Source organism: Exiguobacterium sp. s57 (genome assembly GCF_018617685.1).
In the GTDB taxonomy this organism is placed as follows: Bacteria; Bacillota; Bacilli; order Exiguobacteriales; family Exiguobacteriaceae; genus Exiguobacterium; species Exiguobacterium marinum.
The window spans coordinates 12,846-30,789 of sequence record NZ_JACSKR010000009.1 but is presented as its reverse complement, the minus strand read 5'-3'; the positions used below and the strand labels follow the sequence as shown (position 1 = coordinate 30,789).

At 48.3% G+C, this 17,944-nt stretch carries 15 protein-coding genes and 2 tRNA genes; all 17 read right to left on the bottom strand.

Features of this window, described 5'->3' with window-relative positions; genetic code table 11:
* Window positions 1-25 precede the first annotated feature (25 nt).
* The 17 genes from tilS to KNO98_RS14285 all read right to left on the bottom strand — a co-directional run bounded on the left by tilS (window position 26) and on the right by KNO98_RS14285 (window position 17,916).
* A complete protein-coding gene (gene tilS, locus KNO98_RS14365; protein ID WP_026824789.1) occupies window positions 26-1,252 on the bottom strand; it encodes a tRNA lysidine(34) synthetase TilS in 1,227 nt (408 codons plus the stop codon).
* Between the two features lie 69 nt (window positions 1,253-1,321).
* Window positions 1,322-1,393: transfer RNA gene (locus KNO98_RS14360), tRNA-Glu, on the bottom strand.
* Between the two features lie 9 nt (window positions 1,394-1,402).
* Window positions 1,403-1,479, bottom strand: a tRNA-Met gene (locus tag KNO98_RS14355).
* 141 nt (window positions 1,480-1,620) lie between these two features.
* On the bottom strand, window positions 1,621-4,233 hold the full coding sequence (locus KNO98_RS14350; protein WP_214701495.1) for a YhgE/Pip domain-containing protein: 2,613 nt from the start codon (window positions 4,231-4,233) through the stop codon (window positions 1,621-1,623).
* 202 nt (window positions 4,234-4,435) lie between these two features.
* A complete protein-coding gene (locus KNO98_RS14345; RefSeq protein ID WP_026824787.1) occupies window positions 4,436-4,939 on the bottom strand; it encodes a S1 domain-containing RNA-binding protein in 504 nt (167 codons plus the stop codon).
* 75 nt (window positions 4,940-5,014) lie between these two features.
* Window positions 5,015-5,389 (bottom strand): FtsB family cell division protein, encoded by a 375-nt coding sequence (locus tag KNO98_RS14340; protein WP_034770769.1) that lies wholly within the window; start codon window positions 5,387-5,389, stop codon window positions 5,015-5,017.
* A 42-nt stretch (window positions 5,390-5,431) separates the two neighbouring features.
* Window positions 5,432-5,704 carry an RNA-binding S4 domain-containing protein gene (locus KNO98_RS14335; RefSeq protein WP_026824785.1) on the bottom strand — a complete coding sequence of 91 codons (273 nt, stop codon included), beginning with the start codon at window positions 5,702-5,704 and terminating at the stop codon, window positions 5,432-5,434.
* Window positions 5,701-7,116, bottom strand: a complete 1,416-nt coding sequence (gene yabN / locus KNO98_RS14330) for a bifunctional methyltransferase/pyrophosphohydrolase YabN (RefSeq protein ID WP_214701494.1) — start codon at window positions 7,114-7,116, stop codon at window positions 5,701-5,703. The genes KNO98_RS14335 and yabN overlap by 4 nt, the downstream gene beginning before the upstream one ends.
* Before the next feature lies 1 nt (window position 7,117).
* On the bottom strand, window positions 7,118-8,665 hold the full coding sequence (locus KNO98_RS14325; protein ID WP_214701493.1) for a polysaccharide biosynthesis protein: 1,548 nt from the start codon (window positions 8,663-8,665) through the stop codon (window positions 7,118-7,120).
* The gene (mfd, locus tag KNO98_RS14320; RefSeq protein ID WP_214701492.1) at window positions 8,649-12,176 is read right to left on the bottom strand and encodes a transcription-repair coupling factor; all 3,528 of its coding nucleotides are present in this window, start codon (window positions 12,174-12,176) and stop codon (window positions 8,649-8,651) included. Before mfd ends, KNO98_RS14325 begins: the two co-directional genes overlap by 17 nt.
* A 45-nt stretch (window positions 12,177-12,221) precedes the next feature.
* Window positions 12,222-12,779 carry an aminoacyl-tRNA hydrolase gene (gene pth / locus KNO98_RS14315; protein WP_026824781.1) on the bottom strand — a complete coding sequence of 186 codons (558 nt, stop codon included), beginning with the start codon at window positions 12,777-12,779 and terminating at the stop codon, window positions 12,222-12,224.
* Window positions 12,780-12,835: 56 nt separating this feature from the next.
* Window positions 12,836-13,792, bottom strand: coding sequence for a ribose-phosphate diphosphokinase (locus tag KNO98_RS14310; protein ID WP_012727731.1), 957 nt, complete (start codon window positions 13,790-13,792; stop codon window positions 12,836-12,838).
* Between the two features lie 45 nt (window positions 13,793-13,837).
* Window positions 13,838-15,193 carry a bifunctional UDP-N-acetylglucosamine diphosphorylase/glucosamine-1-phosphate N-acetyltransferase GlmU gene (gene glmU / locus KNO98_RS14305; protein ID WP_214701490.1) on the bottom strand — a complete coding sequence of 452 codons (1,356 nt, stop codon included), beginning with the start codon at window positions 15,191-15,193 and terminating at the stop codon, window positions 13,838-13,840.
* Window positions 15,194-15,377: 184 nt separating this feature from the next.
* Window positions 15,378-15,677, bottom strand: a complete 300-nt coding sequence (spoVG, locus tag KNO98_RS14300; protein WP_012727733.1) for a septation regulator SpoVG — start codon at window positions 15,675-15,677, stop codon at window positions 15,378-15,380.
* Window positions 15,678-15,817: 140 nt separating this feature from the next.
* Window positions 15,818-16,642: a pur operon repressor gene (gene purR, locus KNO98_RS14295; protein WP_214701488.1), complete on the bottom strand. Its 825-nt coding sequence runs from the start codon at window positions 16,640-16,642 to the stop codon at window positions 15,818-15,820.
* Between the two features lie 73 nt (window positions 16,643-16,715).
* Complete coding sequence (gene ispE / locus KNO98_RS14290) at window positions 16,716-17,579, bottom strand: 4-(cytidine 5'-diphospho)-2-C-methyl-D-erythritol kinase (protein WP_214701487.1); 864 nt, start codon at window positions 17,577-17,579, stop codon at window positions 16,716-16,718.
* Between the two features lie 100 nt (window positions 17,580-17,679).
* Window positions 17,680-17,916, bottom strand: coding sequence for a Veg family protein (locus KNO98_RS14285; RefSeq protein WP_026824776.1), 237 nt, complete (start codon window positions 17,914-17,916; stop codon window positions 17,680-17,682).
* Between the last annotated feature and the right edge of the window lie 28 nt (window positions 17,917-17,944).

Genomic DNA, 17,944 nt, shown 5'->3' with positions numbered 1-17,944 from the left:
TCCTCTTTCTGTTTCGACACAATCATCATTTTACCATTAATCGTAGACAATTCGCATCCGACTTGTCTAGAAAATCTGAAACTCTTACACCAATAATCGCGAGAATCCGTCCAGAAGCGTCTTCAAGCAGTGGCAGCATCGGACGAATGGATCGATCAATTTTTTCATCAATTAAAATTCGAGCCACTTTTTTTGTCCCTACGGTTAAACGCATCCGATCACCCGGTTTAATTGTACGAATTGTGAGCGGATATGTGATTTCATGTAATGGGATGCCCTCTTCCCCCTCCTCGATAGACAGGGAGATTGTCCGCTCTCCGAATTGAACCACAGTCGGTAGCGTTTCAACTTGAATCGGATGGAGCGGATAGATGTTTAAACGTTGTACAAGATTAAGTACCCTATTCCGCTTGGTCATGAACCATTCCCCCTGGAGATGATAAATGCCTGTATCCTTTTGACTCATCAATAGTTTCTCGATCGCCTCAGTCACATTTACCTCGTAACGAGCGGACAACAACCGACCGACCGTGTACCGTTCGAGCGATGACAAACGTTCAACGTGATCAAGTTTCACATGAAACGCTTTCATTTCGAGTTCTACATATGCCTCCACCCACCGTTCGCACGATTGGTACCGTCTATCCCAGTCGGCACGGGCCAATTTTGCCGCTTCGCTGACTTCTTTCACAACCGATGGCCACGTCTGTTTCAGTTTCGGCACGATCTCATGGCGAATGAGATTCCTTAAGTAGGTGCGTTCTTGGTTTGTTGCGTCTTCGCGCCACTCTAATTCGTTCTGTCGGGCATACTCAATCAGTTGAGCTTTCGACTCATATAACAACGGACGGATGAGTCTCCCGTTACCAAATTTCCGGATTTCGGGAATCCCTTTCACTTCAATCACGTTTCGATGAAGTTGAATGAGCACAGTTTCTAACTCATCGTCCGCATGATGTGCCGTTGCCAATGTGTCATATCCATATTCACTCATGACGTCTTCAAAGAATTGATATCGGCCCTCTCGATATCTCTCTTGTGATTTTCCTTTTTGAAAATCAAGACGCTTCCCATGAAACGGGATTTGATAGGATGCCGCTATATTTGCGACGAACGTATACTCTTCATCTGATGCTTCTCGTAGACCATGATGGACATGAGCCACCGCTACGTTCCATCCTCGTTTGACAAGGCGGTCTAAAAGGACAATCGAATCCACACCGCCAGACACAGCGACGAGCACCTTTTTCATGAATTCCCTCCTTAGGTATAACAAAAGAAGCCATCTCGTTTGAGATGGCTTCTTTTCGCTTAGGCTAAGTGACCCGTACGGGATTCGAACCCGTGTTACCGCCGTGAAAGGGCGGTGTCTTAACCGCTTGACCAACGGGCCTAAATAAAATGGTAGCGGCGGAGGGAGTCGAACCCACGACCTCACGGGTATGAACCGTACGCTCTAGCCAGCTGAGCTACACCGCCATGTTATTGTTGTGTCCTAAGCACATTTTCTATAATAACCAGTCATCATTCGAGTGTCAATTCTTTTTTATATTTTTTTAATAAAAAAATCGTGTATAGCGTCGTCTTCCCCACTATACACGATTTTATAACGTTTTTACATCATGCTTCTGATGCGATTGGGCGATATTTTTTCTTCCATGCGATTCGGAAGTACGCCCACAGCAATGCAAAGCATCCGGCAGCCACAAACGTTAAATAGATGGTAGCTGTCTGCAAGTACTGTGCACCGTCTGCCGATAGAATTTCTTTATACCCAGCAACCGTATATGTCATTGGAAGCAGTGCATTGAACGGTTGTAACGCTCTTGGAATCAATTCGAGCGGGAACGTTCCCGCAGACGTCGTCAATTGCAAAATCAACAAGACGATTGCCACAAAACGCCCCGGATTTCCGAGCGTTGTCACGAGCAACTGCACGATAAAGAGGAACGTGATGCTTGTCAACCAGCTGAAACCGAAGAATTTCAACGGCTCGCTCACTTCAAGACCGAGTAGTTGCACCATTGCCACATCGAGAATCAAGGCCTGAAGGAATCCGACGACAACGAGAACGCCAGACTTCGACATCACCCATGACAGACTCCGTTTTGGACGCCCCACTGGATCGTACAATGGATAGACGATCGAGAGAAGGAGTGCCCCGACAAAGAGTCCAAGTGACATGAAGTACGGAGCGAATCCTGTACCGTAGTTCGGCACTTCGTGAATCGAGTTGTCGACGAGCGCAACCGGACCTGCCATCATCTCCACATTATTGTCAGTTAACCCGATATCTGCATCTTCCGCGCCTTTTAGTAAGGCGTCACGAAGTTCATCGCTACCGGATGCAAGGTCTGTCATCCCATCGGCGAGTTCACCGCTACCGGATTGAAGTTCTTGTCCACCGTCTGCTAACTGACTCGCGCCATTCGCTAGCTCACTTGTTCCGGCACCAGCATCCTGCGCGCCGTCTGCAAGCTCACGACTACCGGATTGAAGTTTTTGACCGCCATCAGCTAACTGATTCGCGCCGTTGGCTAACTCACTTGTTCCGGCACTAGCGCTCTTCGCACCATCCGCAAGCTTCACACTTCCCTCAGAGAGTTGTCCAGTCGCGGCTACGAGCTTATCACTGCCTGTTACGAGTTCATTCGTCCCATCTTGAAGTTGCGTCGCACCTTGATTGAGTTTCGAACTGGCTGCCACAAGCTCTTGTGAGCGACCGGCCGCTGTTTGCGTGCCTTGCTCGATTTGACTAGAGCCACTGGCTAATGCTTTAGCGCCTTCGACCAATTTTGTTTGACCTGTGCTTAATTCAGAAAGTCCTGACGAAAGTTCTCCAGCACCTGCCTCTGCTTGCTCTAGACCAGCAGCTAATGAGGTTTGTCCATCCTTCACTTTCGTCGCACCAGCAGCTAATTGATCAAAACCTGCCGCCGTTTCTTGTTTTCCATCGCTTAGTTGCGCAGCGATGGCTTGAAGCATTTCAGGTGACACGGATTGACCCGATTCGGCGAGTGCCGTCAGTTGTTCAATCAACTCATCTTGCTTCGCGGTCAACTCAGATTTCATTTGTCCGATTCCATTGACCAATTCCGTTTGACCCACGACAAGTGCCGCGTTACCGTCTTTCGCGGTGGTCAATGCACCCGCAAGTTGATTTGCGCCGTCATTTAATGCGGACGCACCCTCTTTCGAGCGTTCAATTCCTGCAGAAAGTTCTTGAACGCCTTGGTTCAACGTTTTTGCACCTGTATGCAGTTCATCTAGTTTTGATGCAAAAGTTCCTGTGCCTTCAACGAGTTGACTCGTTCCGTCTTGTAACGCGGAGGCACCATCGCTGACACGATGTACACCATCTGAAAGAGAGGCTGAGCCTTCATGAACTTGTTGACTCCCATCTGCAAGTTCAGAGGAACCATCAACCAGTTGAGTCACGCCATCCTTTAATTGACTTGCTCCATCTGCGAGTTCACGCTGTTTCGAAGCGAGTAATTTTGTTCCATCTGCTAGCTCAGAGGAACCATCGGCCAACTGGGCGATCCCATCATTTAACTGACTTGCTCCATCTGCGAGCTCACGTTGTTTCGAAGCAAGTAACTCCGTCCCATCCGCCAATTTGACGGCACCGTCTTTAGCTGTTTTTGAGCCTTCTGCAAGTTTTGTTGCACCGTCTGCCGCTTCATCAAGTCCGTCAGCTACGTCATTCAGCCCATCTTTCAACGCACTGACGTACTGTTTCGATACCTCGGTCGAAAGCTCCGCTTTTACTTGCTCCATCGCGGAACCACCGATTTGCGCAGCTAAGAAATTATACGATTCATTCGCAATATACTTCAATTCAAGTTGCTCTGGATCCTCATCCAAAGCTGTCGTTGCTTTTTCCGAAAAGTCTTCCGGAATCTCAATCGCCATATAGTAATCATGGTCTTCCAATCCAGATTCCGCTTCTTTTTCGGTCGTCTCGACAAACTCGAACGCTTCCGACTTCAATAACTTGTCAATGAGATCGTCCCCAATCTCAAGCGACTCCCCTTCAAACGTTGCCCCTTTGTCTTCATTGACGATGGCGACCGGCAAATCTTTCATCTGTCCGTAAGGATCCCAGAAAGCCCATAAAAACATACCGGCATACATTAGCGGTACGAGTGCGACTGCGAGAATCGGAACCAACACACGTGGGTTCTTAAAGATACTCCGCCACTCCGCCGTCCACAGTTTCCATCCATTCATTTTTCTCTCCACCTTCACTTATAAAACATAACTATTTTTTCATGTTCCCTATTTTGCTCCCTTCCTCGAAAAAAAGCAACTATTTTAGTTATTTTTCATAATTTTTTTCAAAACAAAAAAAGTCGTGAACAAAAATGTTCACGACTCGTCTTGTATTAAGACCTATATAGTTACGAGTAGAAGCTAATTGGTATTCGAAGGATTACCCGCGTTTGGCTCCACGTCCACCGCGTTTCGAATCTGTTTGACGTTTCAAAGTCGTAAGACGCTCGTCGCTATCTTTCAAAAATTTACTCATCAATGTATCAAATGTTTCTGGCTCGCGGCGCTGCGGTTCGCGACGACCACCACCACGTGGGCCACCACCGCTGCGTCCACCAGGACGTGGACCGCCTTGACTAGGGCCACCCGGGCGTGGACCACGAGAGAAACGCTCACCGGCCGGACGCTCTGGACGTTCGCTTACAGGGCGGTCTACTGCTTTTTTGATGGATAATCCAATTTTCCCATCGCTTTCGACGTTCAATACTTTCACCGTGACTTCTTGACCGACTGTCAACACTTCATTGATATCTTTGACGTAAGAGTCTGCCACCTCACTGATGTGCACTAAACCTGTTTTGCCGTTCGGGAGCTCGACGAACGCTCCGAAATGCGTAATCCCTGTGACCTTACCTTGTACCTTGCTTCCTACTTCAATTGACATAAAATAATGTACTCCTTTTTTTGATTGATTCTTTACAATTATACGAGTCGTTTCCTCAACGGTCAACGAACCAACTTATTCTTCTGGTGAGAAGTAGAAAATAATCTCTCCATCTTTAGAGAAAAGCAGCTCATTTCGCGCTAAGTTTGCGATATAATCCTCATCTTGTAATCGCTCCGCTTGCTCTTTCAATTCATCTTGCTCGTCTTGTTGTTCACGCAACTCTACTTTTGCTTGAGCGTATGCTTGTTGTTGGTCCGACACATAGCCGACTTTTGAAAAGTAACTCTGCCCAATCAAGACCATAACAAATAAAAATAGGAGTGAGGCCGCCGCCAAACGACGGCGAAGATGAATTCGTCGCCGATGTGTGTCTTTTTCCAGCTGTTCTCTACGCTCGTCTAGCGCACGAATGCGCCGTTGTCGATCCATCGGATTACGTCCATTCATCGCCTCATCCCCCTCCTCTTAATACACTAAGTATACTTTTTTTTACGAGTTGATACTACCATCCATCTTCTCTTCTTTAAGTAAACGATACATTTCTTTCGCATCTTCTTTACGTGCATGTTCCGCGATTGAATCAATAACGACCGTAACGAGCTTATTTCCGAACCGGATTTGTAGTTCATCTCCGACTTTGACGTCTGTGCTCGCCTTTGCGACTTGTCCATTCAATTGAATCCGTCCCTGATCTGCTACTTCTTTCGCTAACGTACGACGCTTGATCAAACGTGATACCTTTAAAAATTTATCTAGTCTCATAAACCTTTCTCCTTTGCCTCGTTCCAAAGTTCATCCATTTGTTCGAGTGTCATCCGCTGAAGGTCCCCATTTACTTCAATGTATTCGAATCGACGTTTAAACTTTCGGTTCGTCTGTTCTAGAGCTTGCTCGGCATTCAGCCCAACGTATCTCGCGATATTGACGATGGAAAACAATACATCTCCCAATTCTGATTCGTCACCAAGTTCCTCACGCCATTCGTTCAATTCTTCTTCGAGCTTCGTGAAGGCCCCGGATACGTCATCCCATTCAAACCCTACTTGGGCGGCTTTCTTTTGAAGTTGTTCCGCCCTCATCAATGAAGGTTGGTCGATGAGCACACCATCGAGATGCGATTGTTTCTTTTCCCCTTTTTCGGCTTGTTTAATCGTGTTCCAATTTTTCACGACCTCGGAGGCGTTTTCAACTGTGATGTCCCCAAAGACGTGTGGATGACGACGTACCATTTTTTCACTAATCGAACCAATCACATCACGAATATCAAAGTACCCCTCATCTGCACCGATTTGAGCATGTAACATGACTTGGAGCAAGACGTCGCCCAGTTCTTCAATAATCGCATTATCATCTTCTGCATTGATGGCTTCAATCAGTTCGTACGCTTCTTCCAGTAAATACTTCCGAAGCGACTCATGTGTCTGTTTGCGGTCCCATGGGCAGCCGTTCGGACCCCGAAGTGTTGCAATAATCTGTTTGAGTGTCGCAAAATCTTTCGCCAAATACGATTCGTCGACGAGCGGTGGCACATAGAGCGTCGTCAAATTGTTCACTTCCGCCATCCGGTCCATTTCGAATAACGGGATGTGCGCAATCCGCTCTTCTGTCGTACCAGCAGCCGTCACAAGGGTGACGGGATGGTCATCCGGATACCGTTCCATCAATTGCACTTTGACGTCACCCGCCACGAATCCATCGTACACTTGCCCGATGAGGACATGTTGAGTCACCTGCAAACGTTCAAGGTCGAGCGCAGTCGCATCAAGCAGTTGAAATCCATTGATTGGATCGATCCGGAGCGCCTGGAACATGGCATCGAGGAAGCTCTGTCCACCGAGCACATGAAGATCGGCTCCCCGTTCCACCAATAGTTCGACGGTCCGTTCCGCTACGAACGGATGGCCCGGTACGGCGTATGTGATCGCCATTTCTTCACTTTTACTCAATAACGTCTCGACAATCTGGTCGTATACTTCTTCAAACGTATCACTCGATTCATAGACCGAATCAAATGATTCGAACACGAGTCCTTCCGCTTCTAACTCTTGAACGACAGGGTGTTCTTTTGTGCGCAACCAGACGAGCGGTTGCTGCTTTAAATGGCGGTACACACCGAGCGGCAATTGATTCAACTCACCAGACCCGAGTCCGACCACCGTGATTGTATAACCCATATTAGTTCTCCTTTTTCTCGAGCACGTCGAGCAGACGACTTCCGAACGGGATCAGTTCCCATTCCGCAAGTGACAGCATTCGCGTACTCCATAATCTCCATATATAGAGGACGGCACCGCTACACACCATTCCGATTAACCAACCGAACGCAGTGATTCGCGAGTCGACCCACATCTGACCTAGCCAGTTTAACACGGCAATGAGGATCAGCATGGGTACGAGGGCTTTCCATAACGACTTATAGTGTTTCGATCGAAATGACCCGAGCGGAATCGAGCGGTCAAGCGCCCGGAAATTATAGAACGCCATCGCTAAAAATCCAATGGATGTTCCGATTGCCGCGCCTTCAATTCCGTAACTCGGGACGAGCCATGCGTTTACCGCACTTTTCACTAACATTGCGACAACCATGCTGCGTGCCGCGACCCACTCTCGGTCAATCGCCTGCAAACATGTCATGCTCGCAATCGCCAAGGAGGCAGCGAACGTGCTCGTCGCTAAGAAGACAAGGGCTCGTGTCCCAGATTCATCTTCAAACAGGGCCACATTTAAGAAAAACATGACACCCATCAATCCGATAGTCGCTGCACCAGCAATCGCAGTCGTCACCCGAATCATCGAACGGAGTCCTTGTGTCGTCTTTTGTAGATGTCCCGCCCGATAATGACGGACGAGCATCGGCACATTGGCCATCCCGATGGTCGTTGTGAACAAGATGGCGAATTGGACGAGCGGGTATCCCCGATCAAACACTCCTTTGCTCACCTTCGCGTCATACGTCCCCCCCATCAAATTGACGATGGTGAAAGAGTCGACAAGTTGCATCCATAGAATCCCGAGCGAAGCGAATCCAACCGCGAAACCCGTCGTCAATAAGAGACGCATCCCTCTTCGAAACGTGACGCGTCGCACCTTCACAATCTGCACTCCTCGTGCGCGATAAACTAAAAAGACAATCGCCACAAGCCCACCGATGAGCGTCGCACCATACGCATATTGACTGAGCGTATAGGCATCTTTTCCGAGACGGACCCCAACCCATAAGAGGGACAGCATGACCGTCACGCGGACAAAGTTCTCGAGCACTTGTGACCATGCGCTCGGTCGTAAGTCATCTCTCGATTGAAATGCGCCGCGCAACACGGCTGACGCCGGCATGAGTAAATAACTTAAACTGATCACACGTAGCGCAGGAGCTAACTGCTCATCTCCGAGCCACCTTGCCAGGGTCGGGGCAAACAGCCATACCGTGACGACAAGCATGGACGAGAGTAGGAGTAAGGCGTAAAAGCTTCCCCATAAGACTTCTAACTTACGATTCGTCCCTTTCGCACCGACGCCGATTTTCGCAATGACGACCGGCATCGCATAAATGCCGAGTGACGCCACGATGGCCGCGAACGGATAGACGGTTTGATAGGCATAAAGCCCGAAGTCCCCCGCCAAGTTTTGATAGGGGACACGATAGGCGAAGCTGATCAGTTTCGATACGTAGCCGGCAAGGGCGAACAGAACGACGCCTTGCGCAAACTTACTTGGCGACCGCATCGCCTACCAACCGCTTCATCAGTTCTTCTAATACAGTATCGGCATCATTCAAGAGCTCTGTTAGTGGCATCCGACCGCTGAGTGACAGTTTCAAGGCGCCGTCTTCTTGCCCTACCCCAAGCTTGCGACCAAGAGGCATCGACCATTCCATGAAGGACGGGACATCGAGAGCCGTCGTCGATTCTTTCGATAAGACAATCTCGATGCGTCCTGGCGTCTGCTTGATTCGACTCACTTTTGCCAGTTCTCCATAAATACGTAGACGTGTCAATTGAATGAGCAGCGCGACCGGTTCTGGGAATTCACCAAACCGTTCAATCAGTTCATCTTGAAGGGCGAACAACGCGCTCGGCGTATCTACATATTTGAAGCGTTTGTACATCTCAATCTTCAATTCGCTATCTGACAAGTAGTCATCAGGAATATACGCATCGGCCTGGAACGTGATCTCCGGTTTGAAGACGACTTGTTTCGCTTGTCCACGCATACGGTCTTTCCGTTCCTCAATGGCTTCAGAAAGCATTTGTGAGTACAGGTCAAAACCGACCGAATCGATGAATCCAGACTGTTGAGCACCGAGTAAGTTCCCGGCTCCGCGAATCGATAAGTCACGCATCGCAATCTTAAATCCACTACCGAGCTCCGTGAACTCTTTGATGGCTTGAAGACGACTTTCTGCCACTTCCGTCAAGCGCTTATCTTTCCGATACGTGAAGTACGCATAGGCGATTCGATTCGAACGTCCGACACGACCTCGGAGTTGGTAGAGCTGGGACAGCCCCATCTTGTCCGCATCGTGGACGATGAGGGTGTTGACGTTTGGAATGTCGATTCCTGTCTCGATGATTGTCGTCGAGACTAAAATATCCGCCTCGCCCTCTAGGAAGCTGATCAACTGACTCTCGAGCTCACTTTCCGTCATGCGTCCATGTGCCGTCGCGATACGCGCGTCCGGTAATAGGGCACGAATTTCTTCCGCTTTTCGTTCGATACCTTCGACACGGTTATAGAGGAAGAACGCCTGCCCACCACGAGCGAGTTCACGCTCTAAAGCTTCACGCAAGACGATCCCGTCATACTCCATGACATATGTTTGGACCGGATATCGATTTTCAGGTGGTGTTTCCAATACGGACAAGTCACGGATTCCAATCATCGACATATGGAGCGTCCGCGGAATCGGTGTGGCAGTCAACGTGAGCACGTCGATATTCGTCTTCAGTTGTTTCAAACGTTCTTTATGTTTAACGCCGAACCGTTGTTCTTCATCGATGATGACGAGACCGAGATTGGCAAACGTTACGTCTTTAGACAACACGCGGTGTGTACCGACGACAATATCAATCGTCCCTTCTTTCAAGCCCTTCTTCGTCGCGGTCATCTCACTTTTCGAGCGGAAACGGCTCATGACCGACACATTGATTGGAAATTCGCTGAATCGTTCGAGCATCGTCTCATAATGCTGTTGGGCGAGGACGGTCGTCGGGACAAGAAATGCGACTTGCTTTCCGGCGAGTACCGCTTTAAATGCCGCCCGAATCGCCACTTCCGTTTTCCCATATCCGACATCTCCGCATAAGAGACGATCCATCGGACGCGAGCGTTCCATATCTGCTTTGATTTCAGCAATCGAGCGAACTTGATCTTCTGTTTCAGCGTACGGGAATGAAGATTCAAACTGACTCATCTCTTCATCGTCCGACGGAAACGCAAAACCAACCGAGGCCTCTCGTGCCGCATACAGTTTAATCAACTCATCGGCAATGTCTTCAACCGATTTAGCGACCTTCGATTTGACCTTCTTCCATTCCGTGCCACCCAGTTTATAAATCTTCGGTTCTTTTCCTTCTGCCCCGACATATTTTTGCACGAGATCAATTTGGTCGACTGGTACGTAAAGGGCATCGTCACCAGCATAGACGAGATGAAGGTAATCCTGATGAATCCCCCCGACCTCAATCGTTTTGATGCCTAAGTACTTTCCGATTCCATGGTGCACGTGGACGACATAATCGTTCGGCTTCAACTCTTGGTAACTCTTGATTCGTTCCGCGTTCGTCAAGTTCTTCGTCTGACGTTTCCGTTTCGTCACACGTTTGAACAGTTCTTCTTCTGATACAACGACAAGACGACTCGTAGATAATTCAAACCCACCTTCAATTTGACCGATAATGACGGACACACGTCGCGGCTCTAACTCTCCATCGACATTCGTAAACGTCGAGGAAATCCCATAGTCTGAAAGAAGTGCTGTTATTTTATCTGCACGCGACCGATCTCCCGCGAGCACGACAATTCGTTGATCACCTTGTTGCCAACGTTCCACTTCTTGTTTCAATAAGTGCATCTGTCCGTGAAATGCCGGTAGCGGACGACAGCTCAAATGAACCGTGTCGGTCTCAGGTATCCCTGAACGACGAGACGGCAATAATGAGAAGGCCACTTGCTTCAAGTCAAGGAACACTTTATGCATTGGGACGGCGAGCGTATAGTTACTGACCGCTTCCCCTTTTTCGATGAGCGAAGAGAACCACTCGGCGTCTTCCCGGTCCTGCACATCCGCGGCGTCATCAATTCGTGCCACTTCATCCAAAATGAGTACGGCGTCTTTTCCTACGTAATCAAGAAGCGTTGATGTATAAAGAAGTGGCGAATACTTTCCTACTTTATCTGGGAAATCACCACGCTCTAAACGTTCGATATCCGTTACGACTCCTTCATCGAGCGCCTGACGAATCACATCGTTTGTAATCAATTCCACCGTTCTGTCGTATTGCTTGCGAAGAGCGCTACCTGCTTGTTTCAGCTGTTCCTCAGTCGCAACAAACTCCGTTGCAGGCGTAATACACACTTCCCCTACCACCCCGAGCGAACGTTGGGTTTCGGCATCAAACGTAAAAATCGAGTCAATTTCAGTGTCAAACAAGTCAATTCGATATGGACGCGCTTCTGTGAGCGGGTAAACGTCTAATATGCTACCTCGTACGGAAAACTCGCCTGGCGTCGTTACAGTTGCCGTCCGTTCATACCCCATCCCCGACAATTGTTTCGCAAAATCCGCTAAATCGAGATCACTTCCAGGCTTCAACATGACGCGGCTGTCTTGCCATGCTTTTGGACTCGGCATGTAACGTCGTAATCCACCGAGTGGCACGATAACAACGCCTCCTGTTTGGTCAAGGAGACGGGTACGGGCATCGATTCGGGCGGCCAACAGTTCCGGACTAGATGTCAGTGATAGTTCACCTGCTAGCGTCTCATCAATTGGATAAAGCAGTGTTTGATCAGGGCCGATGAGTGATTCAAGTTGATCAAACATTTTTTGTGCTTGATACATATTGTGTGTCACAACGACGAGGCGTCTCGCTGACGATTTCACGAGTCCTGCTAAGACAAGAGCTTTCGCGCTCGTCGTCAGACCCGTTACCAATTGACGGTCCACTTTTTGTAGCCGCTCGCGAATGATATTCGTCTCAGGGAGCGCCACCATAAATCTTTCTAAAGCATTCATTTGTTTTCCTCCAACTCATACGACAAAAAAGGGTGCGATGACCCTTTAGTTGTATCGATTCATCAGTGCTAGCCAATCTGTATCTACAAAATCAGTTGCTGCAGTTACGGCATTGTCGATTGTCTCGTTTAACTCCGATAACTCATCTTTCCGATAGTTCATCAACACCCAGTCGACAACTTTAATCGGATGCGGGGGACGACCGACACCAAGCTTCAATCGCTTGAATTCAGCGGTTCCTAAATGTTGAATAAGTGATTTGATTCCGTTATGACCACCCGCGCTTCCTTTCGGACGGAAGCGAAGCTTGCCGGGAACCATATCCAAATCATCATAAATCACCAATAAGTCGTCAATCTCAATCTTATAATAATCTAAAATGGGACGGACCGCTTCACCCGACAAGTTCATATACGTAAGCGGCTTCACGAGTACAACGCGTTCACCATTGATTCTTCCCGTTCCCATAAGGGCATTAAACTTCGCCTCATTCAGCGAGATGCCATGCTTTTCTGCGAGACGATCAATCGCTAAAAAACCGACATTGTGTCGCGTCATCTCAAACTTTTTCCCAGGATTTCCAAGACCGACGATGCATTTCATATCAATTCCTCCTGAACAAAAAAGCCCAAAGGCGAATGCCTCCGGGCCTCGTTTTTTTAATCGAATAGGGTACTGACCGATTTATGCTCGTGTACGCGCATAATCGCTTCCCCAAGTAAATGGGCAACCGACATTTGCTTGATCTTGCTCGAGCAAGGGCGACCCGTCAAATCGATGGTATTTAGGACAACCAACTCTTTGATCGATGAGTTGTCGATGCGCTCCATCGCTGGACCAGAAAGAACCGGATGCGTACAAGACGCATATACTTCCTTCGCGCCCGCTTCGACGATGGCATCTGCAGCAAGAGTGATTGTACCCGCTGTATCGATGATGTCGTCGATCAAAATCGCTGTTTTCCCTTCAACGCTTCCAACGATGTTCATGACTTCAGCGACATTCGCTTTCGGACGACGCTTGTCAATGATGGCGATCGGCGCTTTCAAACGTTCTGCCAATTTTCGTGCGCGTGTCACGCCACCGTGATCTGGAGAAACGACCACGATATCTTTCGCTTGAAACTCTTCTGTTTCAAAGTAAGTCGAGATGAGCGGTACACCGAGTAATTGGTCAACCGGAATATTGAAGAATCCTTGAATTTGCGCTGCATGCAAATCCATCGTGATGACGCGTGTCGCACCCGCTACCGTAAGAAGGTCAGCGACAAGTTTCGCTGTGATCGGTTCACGCGAGCGTGCTTTACGGTCTTGACGTGCGTACCCGTAATACGGCATCACGATGTTAATCGTACGGACAGAAGCACGTTTGAGTGCATCGATCATGACGAGCAATTCCATGAGCGTTTCGTTTACAGGCGAGCTTGTTGATTGGATGACATACACATCATCTCCACGAACACTTTCCTCGATGTTAATATAGAGTTCACCGTCGCTGAAACGTTTGACTTGGCAATCACTGAGCGGGACACCAATTTCTTTCGCGATTTCTTCAGCAAGCGGGCGGTTCGAGTTTAAGCTAAATAGACGAATTTCTCGTTCGTATACAGTAGACATGTTTAGGATTCTCCTCCATCGTTTTCCATAATGATTGGCAGCAAGTTATCGTTTTGTGTAGCCTTCTTTATTCGTTTGGCGTTCGCGTGCAATCGCTAGCGCCTCTTCTGGTACATCACTCGTAATCGTCGATCCAGCAGCGACAATCGCGCCTTTCCCGACTTTTACAGGGGCAATCAAGTTGACGTTACAGCCGACGAACGCATCGTCTTCCACGACTGTCTCAAACTTATTTTTGCCGTCATAGTTCACTGTGATCGAGCCACAACCTAAGTTGACGCGCTCACCGATTGACGCATCCCCGATATAGCTCAAGTGTGACGCTTTCGCACCGTCGCCGAACGTCGATTTTTTAATCTCAACAAAGTTACCGACGCGCGTGTTCGCACCGAGGACAGCTTGTTGACGTAAGTGAGCGAACGGTCCGACTTGAGCCGCCTCACCGATTCGGCTGTCTGTCACGACAGACTGGCGTACGACAGCATGATCTTCAATCACACTGTTGCGGATGTCCGAGTTTGGTCCGATGACACATTCTGAGCCAATCGTCGTCTTGCCAAGAATGACCGTTCCCGGATAAATGACCGTATCCGAGCCGATGACCACGTCTGGTGAAATATATGTCGATGCCGGGTCCATGAAGGTAACCCCTTCACGCATGAGACGTTCATTTGTCCGTTTACGCATGATGGCCTCTGCTTGCGACAAGGCGACGCGGTCATTGACCCCAATTGTCTCATCAAACGTCGGTGCTATATGCGCCGCAACCACTTCGCCCGCTTCTTTTGCGATTGAAATGACGTCAGGTAAGTAATATTCACCCTGTGCATTGTTGTTCCCGACTTGTTTGAGTGCATCAAACAACAATTCATTATCAAATACGTACGTCCCAGTGTTGATTTCATTGATGGCGAGTTCTGCCTCTGAAGCATCTTTATGTTCCACGACTTTCGTCACGTTCCCATCTTCACCACGAACGACTCGACCATATCCGGTCGCATCGTCAGCAATCGCAGTCAACACCGTGACTTTTGCTTGTTGCGCTTCGTGATGCGCGAGAAGGGCTTCTAACGTTTCGGCCGTGAGTAACGGTGTATCTCCACAGACGACAAGCGTCGCCCCTGATTTACCCGCAAGCTCTGCTTCAGCCATCTGAACAGCGTGCCCTGTTCCAAGCTGTTCTTCCTGGACCGCATACTCTACCCGTGTGCCGAGCGTGTCTTGTACCGCTTCCGCCCCATGGCCAACGATTACGATTTGACGACTGACACCGATTTGGTCTAACTGATCGACAACATGCTCGACCATTGGTTTCCCTAGAACCGGATGAAGTACTTTATATAACTTCGACTTCATTCGCGTCCCTTTTCCTGCTGCCAAAATGACTGCAAAACGCTCCATGCTTGATTCGCTCCTATCTCACAACAGCTGTGATTGGTCTGTATAGTTCGGCTTTTCTGCAACTAAATCCTATTTACACCGTTTCTACTATATCGAAACCATGCCTTCGTTTCAATAGTTGTACCGTTCCTTAACCATTGAAACGCAAAAAAACAGCGGTAGGCAACCTAACCGCTGTTTTCTGTTATTCATGTGTACCGTATGACACATGTTGTGGGTCAAGGATTTCCACATCCATATTGGAATAGGTTTCCAATACAGCCGCTTCGACCTTTTGTCGCATCTCCCCGTTAATCGGATGCGCAATATCGCGAAAAATGCCTTCTGGTGTCCGTTTGCTCGGCATGGCGACAAATAGACCGCTACTTCCTTCGATGATTCGAAGGTCATGTACAACGAATTCATGGTCAAGTGTGATTGAGGCCAACGCTTTCATTCTGCCTTCTGTCGCGACTTTGCGAATTTTTACGTCTGTGATCTGCATGTTTCGCATCCCCTTTTTCATCGTTGTCTACGCCATGGTGTGATCTTCTGTAAGGTTCAGTTGGTTTCAAACGAACGTCATGACTTCATATTGATAACTCTATACCCTCTAATCATAAAACGAAATCAAAATTTTGCCAATCACTTTAAGAATTGTTCCACATTCCCCCGCGAAATGGTGACAAGCCCTTCATCAGGATCGACATTCGTCAATTTCATCAAGCTGACGTATTCACTCACCATCTTTTTCTCGGCCCCTTCAGCCTCCATCAAGACACCGACACCCGCAAGATTGGCTTCAAATTCATTCAAGAGGCTCATCATCCCACGAATCGTCCCGCCGGCCTTCATGAAATCATCAATCAAAAGCACATTCGCACCGCGTGGTAGACTTCGGCGTGCAAGTGCCATCGTACGAATTGCTTTCGATGAACCAGATACGTAGTTGATACTGACAGTCGATCCTTCTGTGACACGACTATCCGAACGGACGATGACAAATGGGACACCTAATTGTTCGGCAACGGCATAAGCAATCGGGATTCCCTTCGTCGCAATGGTCATGACGACATCAACTTTCCGGTCTGCGAACACAGACGCAAAAACTTGACCCATCGGCTTCACCTGGCTTGGATTACCTAACACGTCGGTTAAGTAGAGGTATCCACCCGGTAACAGACGCTCAGGTTTTGATAACTGATCACAGAGCGTATCAATCATCTCAAGTGATTTGTCTTTACTCCATCCTGGAATAAACATAACACCACCGGCCGCACCAGGAACGGTAACAAGCTTACCAATTCCATCATGAGACAGCATTTCACTAACAATGACAAGATCTTCGCTAATCGAGGACTTTGCAGCTTTATAACGGCTTGAAAACATCGACAACGAGACAAGCTGATGCGGATGGTCAAGCAAATAACGGGTCATATCGACGAGACGACCACTTCTACGAATTTTCATACGGATTCTCCTTCACTTCTTCATTAATAAACGAATGTTCTAATAAAAATATATCACTTTCATTCGTTTTTGTTCAATGTCTTTTGCCGAGAATCCGAACGACGAACACTTCTGGGCAAAATCCTTTTAAACCGTTATAGATTCGGTGCGCTTTTTGCTCGTGTTCAATCAACGCAAAGACAGTCGGTCCACTTCCGCTCATGAGAACACCTTCCGCCCCGCAATGACGCATCGTCTCTTTGATTTGTTTTACTTCCGGGTGAAGTTTGAGCGTCACACTTTCGAGCGAATTCCCGAGGTTTTCACAAATTCCATGAAAATCTTTCTGATGAATCGCTCCCACCATAGCCTCAGTGTTTGGATGATGGACCTCATCCATACGCACAGCCCGATACACATCTGCGGTTGAGACCCCGATTTTTGGTTTGCCGAGCACAACGTAACACGGTGGCGGCGCCGGAATCATTTCTAACCGTTCTCCACGCCCTCGGGCAATCGCCGTCCCCCCGATGACACAAAATGACACGTCAGACCCGATTTCCGCACCGAGCTCCGCTAGTTCCTCTAATGACAAGTTCAATGAGAACAGTTCGTTCATCCCGCGAAGCGTTGCCGCTGCATCACTCGATCCACCGGCAAGACCAGCAGCTACAGGAATTTGTTTATCGAGCACAATCTCGATACCTTGTTGAATATTAAAACGCTCACGCAACAACTCCGCTGCTCGATATGCTAAATTTCGATGATCATTCGGCACATAGGCATGTTCCGATTGAATCCGAATCTCATCCGATTCTAAAACTGTCAACTCCAAACGGTCTGCTAAGTCGACTGTCGTCATTATCATTTCTACTTCATGATAGCCGTCCGAACGCTTTCCGAGGACATCGAGCGTCAAATTAATTTTTGCCGGCGCTTTCACACTAATCGTGCGCATCACGTTCACCCTTCCCATTTGTCTCCTGTTCGACATTGTACCGTAAACAGGCGCACAAAAAAAGAAGCAGCTGCCAATGCATCCGCCCCTCATTTATAAATCAATTGCCGAATTCAATTTTAACTGTATCCGTTAGGACATCAGCGTAGCTATACGAGACACGCTCAACATTGTGCAACTCTTCGTCTAATTTCACAACGAAGACCGCAGGATATGTCTCAACGAGCGTTCCAAACCGAGTAACGACTTTCTTACGACCGCCGTTTGCTTTCAACGTCAATCGTTCACCAACATGCGATTCGAGTTTCTGTCTGATTTCTTGTAACGTTTTTGGCATACGCTTCACCTCACTGTTACAAGTATAG